The organism is Chroococcidiopsis sp. (assembly GCF_051657925.1).
Taxonomy (GTDB): domain Bacteria; phylum Cyanobacteriota; class Cyanobacteriia; order Cyanobacteriales; family Chroococcidiopsidaceae; genus Chroococcidiopsis.
Genome location: NZ_JBOFLP010000011.1, coordinates 1 through 5695 on the forward strand (window position 1 = coordinate 1; position 5695 = coordinate 5695).

The following is a 5695-nucleotide window of genomic DNA, read 5'->3' on the forward strand; positions in this document are numbered from 1 at the left end:
GCTCTACTTCTATCTGCGATCGTGTTTATGCCTTGGTATCGGACAAATTGGTTGCTGATTCTAACTGGAGGAAAACGAGCCACGGTAGATTCTGCCATAGCTGAAGGCGATCCCGCCCTCAATACCCTCGATGCTTGGATTTATTACTGGAAACTGTTACCAGAACATATTTCTTGGGTGTTACTGCTCGTCCCAATTGTGGGGCTGTTGCTTTATAAAAGTCAAAAGTTAAAAGGAGCCAGTGCGTTGGGCGGCTCTGCCGACTTAAAGCAACTGGCATTCAAAAGTCAAAACAAGCGCACTCTTCTCGACTCCCCTGTACGGACGGGTTTTGAGCCACGATTTATTGACGGAAGCCGTGAATCTATTGCTAAACCTGCCCCTACGACTCTCGACTCCCTCATATGGCTTGCAATCTTCCTCATCGGTGCATATCTGCTCTGTTCGCTCAACATTAATAAAGACAGTCGCTATGTCGTGCCTTATTTACCTGGAGTCGTGCTGTTTCTTGCCTATGGTATGACGTGCTGGCGCGGGCGCTGGGGACAGCAAATTCGTTGGAGTACGATAGGTTTGGCAGTATTAATCATGGGGGTAAATTTATTTCCTATAGGGGGAGTATTAGGTAATCGTATTGCTTCAATTCTTAGCCCTAATGCCAAACATTATGCTTACATGGGGTCAGAATATCCCCACGCTCAAGTCATTGAAGACATCATCCGAACAGCACCCCATCTGAAATCCAATCTAGGCGTGCTGCCTTCAACGTTAGAAGTCAATCAACACAACTTCAATTATTTTGGAGCATTACAAAATTTTCAGGTTTACGGACGGCAAGTAGGAACGCGCCAACAGCAAATTGTCCAAGACGGGCGATCGCTCGATTGGTTTGTTACGAAAACAGGCGAACAAGGTTCGGTTCCAGATGCTCAAAGTGCTATGGTGCAATACGTGGAACAGTCCCCCGATTTCAATTTACAAAAAACTTGGGCTTTACCCGACAGTAGCAGCTTGAAACTGTATCATCGTCGTATACCGCAGGTAGAAGTCGGGAGTCGGGAAGCAGAGCAGAGGAGCAGAGGAGCAGAGGAGCAGAGGGAGCAACTACCAATTACCAATTACCAACAACCAACAACTCACATAAAACTATCAAGAGTCACAGTACCGTCAGTAGCACCGCCCGGAAAGCCGATTCCAGTGACTTATGAGTGGTCTGGAACGTGGGAACAGTTGCAACCTGGTATTGTACTACTAACTTGGAAAAATCGGGATAGCGACAAACAAAGCGATCGCTGGATACACGATCGCGCGATCGGGATGGGCAATTTAATTCGCAATTTCCCGACTCCCGTACGGGCGGGTTTTAAACGAGAATCTATTGCCTTAACTGACAATCTTTCGCTAAACCCGCCCCTACGACTTCCGACTCCCGACTCAGTAACAGAACGCTCAGCAATGATGCCTCCATCCAATCTATCTGCGGGGATTTACACTTTGGAGGCGACATATCTCAACCGCAATACAGGTGAAACTTATCCCATCACCGTACCACCAGTTACCTTAAAAATTGACCCTACGGCTACAGCCACACCTGCACCGGAATTAGATTTAGTTACGCAAGAACGACTTTTAGCAGCAACCTTACCTCAAGGAATTAAGGCATTAGATCGTGTCTTTGCGGAAGTTGGACGGATTAATCAATACGACCCGATCCAAGATTATTTGATACAGGCGCAACTGGCAATGGAATACAGGCTGAAACAGGAACCGCAAAATCTCGACTGGGCTTACGCTCTGACGTTAGCTCAAATATTACAGCAAAAAGTACAAGGTGCGATCGCGGCGCTGGAACGAGTGACGCAGCTAGACTCGCAAAATCCCTATGCCTATGCCTACCTTGCCTTTGTCCACTTATATAACTGGAATGGAGCCGCCGCCCAAACTGCCCTCAAACCAGCTTTAGCACTCAACTCCAACATCCCAGAATTACACGCCTTACATGGAATTGCTGCACTCATGCAAGGCAATCTCATACAAGCATGGCAAGATTATTCTACTTTTAGGGAGCAGTGAGCAGGGAGCAGGGAGCAGAGTAAGAGCGTGGTGCGAGAGAAGTAGTCCTTAGCTTGTCACCAAAACAGGGCTACAGCCTGCTAATAGACTATGCAAGTTGACGACTTTACCGATAACGGCGATCGCAGGGGCGCTAAAACCGGTAGTTTCTACTTGCGCCACAATTGTCTCTAATGTGCCGATCAATTCCTCTTGTTCCGGTCGAGTTCCCCAACGTACTAGAGCTACTGGTGTATCCGCACTTAACCCTGCCTCGCATAGCTGCTCGACTATGTAGGGTAAATTGTGGACTCCCATATAAATTGCGATCGTCTCCGAACCTTGGGCTACAGCTGCCCAATTGACTTTGGGGCGATACTTTCCTGCTGCTTCGTGTCCCGTAACAAACGTGACTGAAGAACTATAATCTCGATGGGTTAATGGGATACCTGCATAAGCTGGAGCTGCAATACCGGACGTGATCCCAGGCACGACTTCCACTGACACCCCAGCCGCTACCAAATCTTCCATCTCTTCGCCGCCACGCCCGAAGATAAATGGATCGCCCCCTTTTAATCGCACCACCACTGCATTATCTCGTGCCTTTTCGATCAATAACTGGGTCGTATCTTCCTGCACCAACGAATGCTTTCCCCGCCGCTTTCCTGCATTGATTTTTTCTGCCAAGGGGTTAATCATGCCTAGAATTGCCGGACTTACGAGGGCATCGTAAACCACCACATCGGCACATTCCAACAATGCCTTACCTTTGAGTGTAAATAAACCAGGGTCGCCTGGACCCGCACCCACTAAGTAGACTTTACCCACAAACTCGTTCATTCTCTTCCTTGGCGTTTTGGCAGTTTGTATGTCAATAAATTTACGTCTCGATCAGATCCCAAACGAGATCGGCTAATTCCTGAGTTGCCCCTAGTGGCTGCATCAGACAAAACTCGATCGCGGGAAATTGTTGTTGCAATTGTCCTACAACGTCCGCGATCGCATCGGTAATACCTCCAGCAAACAAGAAATACGGCACGATCGCAATTCGTCGCCATCCTGCGAGCGCCAACTCTTGCACTCGTTCGTCTAAACTGGGAGCAACTGACCAATATGCCGTTACAGCACTTATTTGTTGGGCGATCGCTTCTACAGGATGCTCAGAACCGGCGCGCCGACTTCCATGTGCAAGCAAGATTGTTTTCTCTGCCTGCGTCCGGTCTAGCTGCTGTTTCAACAGCCTTGCTAAGCCAGCATGGAAACCTAAATGAGGGCGTAATTCCAGCTTTACCTTGACTTTCAAGGCTTGTCGCGCCTGCTCCACTTCTGCTGGAATATCTTCCATGACATGGACTCCCGGCAAGAGAAACAGAGGCACGATCTGCACTTGCTGATATCCGCAAGATAAGGCGCGATCGCTAAACTCTGCAATCTGCTGGTGTAGTGGCTTCTGACTTAGCTCTAAACAAGCAGTACCTATTAGAGGGGATAGGGAGTCGGAAGTCGGGAGTCGGGAATATGTGGTGCGTGGTGAAGCAGGGGGTGGCGAAGCGTCTTCGCAAGCGGGCGGAAGCGCGGGTTTCCCGCGCATTGGAGCCGCGCCGATATTAGCTGCGTCGTGGTGCGTGGTGTGGGAAGTGTGGGAAGTGTGGGAGGACACTCGAAGAATTTTCTCCCCGCTCTCCCTTGTCTCCCTGCTCCCTGCTCCCTGCTCCCTGCTCCCTTGCAAAAGCCACGCTAAGCGTTCCATCGCCACTTGCGGGCGTGGATCTCGACTGCCGTGAGATACCAGTAGATAGGCGGAACGCATCGATAATTGGGACTTTAACTGTAGATCGATTTCATCGTGTGATTTATCTAGCAAATGACTTTAAGATGAGATTTTCTGTATCAATTGCTGCTATTATTTCAGCTACGAACCGACCGCAATAGATTTTGATTTTTGCCTATTTCTGCCGCGATCGCCTTCTAACGAACCATACCTGCTTTTTGCATCTTTACAATTCTACAAATATAGCATTTCTGCTTGAGTCTGAAGACCTATAATCAGAAAACATTTTTAGCCTGCTTGTCGTGGAACAAACGATCGATGACCGATGACTAATGGCAGTTATAACGAAAAGTCCGATCGCTCGTGAAGTCTTGCTATAAAAATAAGTTAGTAGATTTAACATCCACTAACTTATCTTGCATTGATTGAATTACCAAACTAGAAGTTACGAACCTACGTTGTCTCCAACCTGGATTCTAACCTTTAGTCACTTCGTTCACTGGGTCGGCAATATAGCGGAATGTTGGTTCCGAGTTCCAAGGACCGCGTTCGTCCTGCGTACCGTTGGTAGACAGATTGTAGTAAATATCAACTGTTTCGTCAGGCTGAATATTACCAAAGAAAGGTTCGGTCAGCTTGCCCATAGAATCCAAAGCTTTCATGAACATCTGCGTATGGGAAATTTCCCGTGTTAGCAAATGCACTAAAGCATTCTTTGTACCCTCATCAGTTGACAGCTTAATTAATTCTTCGTAGGTTTGTCTTGCTCCAGCTTCCGCAGCAATGTTAGCCCGCAAGTCGCGCACGACATCGCCACCTTCATTAAGATAACTAGCTGTCCAAGCATTCCCCTGGCTATCTAAAAAGTGAGGTCCCATCCCACGCACGGCAAACAAAGTACTTTTATATGCATCGGTTTGGTCTACATTTTTAGTGTGAGCTTCAATCATTTTGCCCACCATTTCCAAGTGACCGAACTCTTCGATCGCAATATCTTGCAGCATATCGCGAATACCTGCGTTTTCTACATGAAAAGACTGTACCCAGTATTGTAGAGCCGCCGACAGTTCACCGGTCGCACCACCAAATTGTTCTAGCAAAAGTTGAGCAAAGCGAGGATTTGGTTCTTTAATGTTTACAACGTGAATTGGTTCTTTTTTATGAAAAAACATGCAAATTCTCCTCTCTCAGTTTTTCACAATTAGCGATCGCTCTTCCTGAAAAAACTTGGCTCTCTCAGTGACGAAATCTCCTGGTCACAAAAAATCCATAACAGCTGAGATTTGATTTAGTTTTTTGTAAAATCTGCGATCGCCATGACTACAGCCTAAAATTACTTGTGTCACATCCACCAAGACTAGTGTAAACCCAGCAACCACACTGGCGAGTGCGTCTGAGGAAAGAGTTTTTATAAGTCGTAAGTCGTAAGTCGTAAGTTGTATCCCATGACTAAAATTAGGGATTGAAGGTTCAATTCTCGGCGATCGAAAGTTATGATTTTTCTCCGATCTCATGAAGAAATTGCAGCCAAATAGATTTTCTGCTAAATAATTTAAAGTTAAAAATATGACTCAAAAAATATACATATCTGAAAAAATACGGATTTACAAAGTTCTGGTGAGTGACACATGACTAGCTAGAATTTCATTTTGATAGTCATGTGGGCAATGCCCACCCTACTAATGTGACTTTTGTACGGGCGAGTTTAGCCAATAGATTGACAGCCAAAACCCGTAATTTTTCGGTCAAAACTCGCCCCTACGACTTTTGACTTTTGATTAACTACTGCTTCTGGGCAGAGTAGGTAAAAAAGTTTTGCATTGCACCGACCGTTTGAAACCGATATGACGGAATTACGCCACCAACGGCAAG

Annotated in this window: 4 protein-coding genes; 1 reads left to right on the forward strand and 3 read right to left on the reverse strand. The window is 46.6% G+C overall.

Annotation, left to right across the window (positions count from 1 at the left end; translation table 11 throughout):
* A partial coding sequence (locus tag ACRC32_RS00775; protein ID WP_438552198.1) for a phospholipid carrier-dependent glycosyltransferase occupies nucleotides 1-2073 on the forward strand: 2073 nt, incomplete at its 5' end.
* Between the two features lie 48 nt (nucleotides 2074-2121).
* On the opposite strand, the gene cobA is transcribed toward ACRC32_RS00775, so the two are convergent.
* The 3 genes from cobA to ACRC32_RS00790 form a co-directional block, all read right to left on the reverse strand.
* The gene (gene cobA / locus ACRC32_RS00780; protein ID WP_438552199.1) at nucleotides 2122-2892 is read right to left on the reverse strand and encodes a uroporphyrinogen-III C-methyltransferase; all 771 of its coding nucleotides are present in this window, start codon (nucleotides 2890-2892) and stop codon (nucleotides 2122-2124) included.
* A gap of 40 nt (nucleotides 2893-2932) precedes the next feature.
* Entirely contained in the window at nucleotides 2933-3862 is a 930-nt protein-coding gene (locus ACRC32_RS00785) for a sirohydrochlorin chelatase (protein WP_438552200.1), read from the reverse strand.
* Between the two features lie 437 nt (nucleotides 3863-4299).
* On the reverse strand, nucleotides 4300-4995 hold the full coding sequence (locus ACRC32_RS00790; RefSeq protein ID WP_438552201.1) for a manganese catalase family protein: 696 nt from the start codon (nucleotides 4993-4995) through the stop codon (nucleotides 4300-4302).
* Nucleotides 4996-5695: the final 700 nt, after the last annotated feature.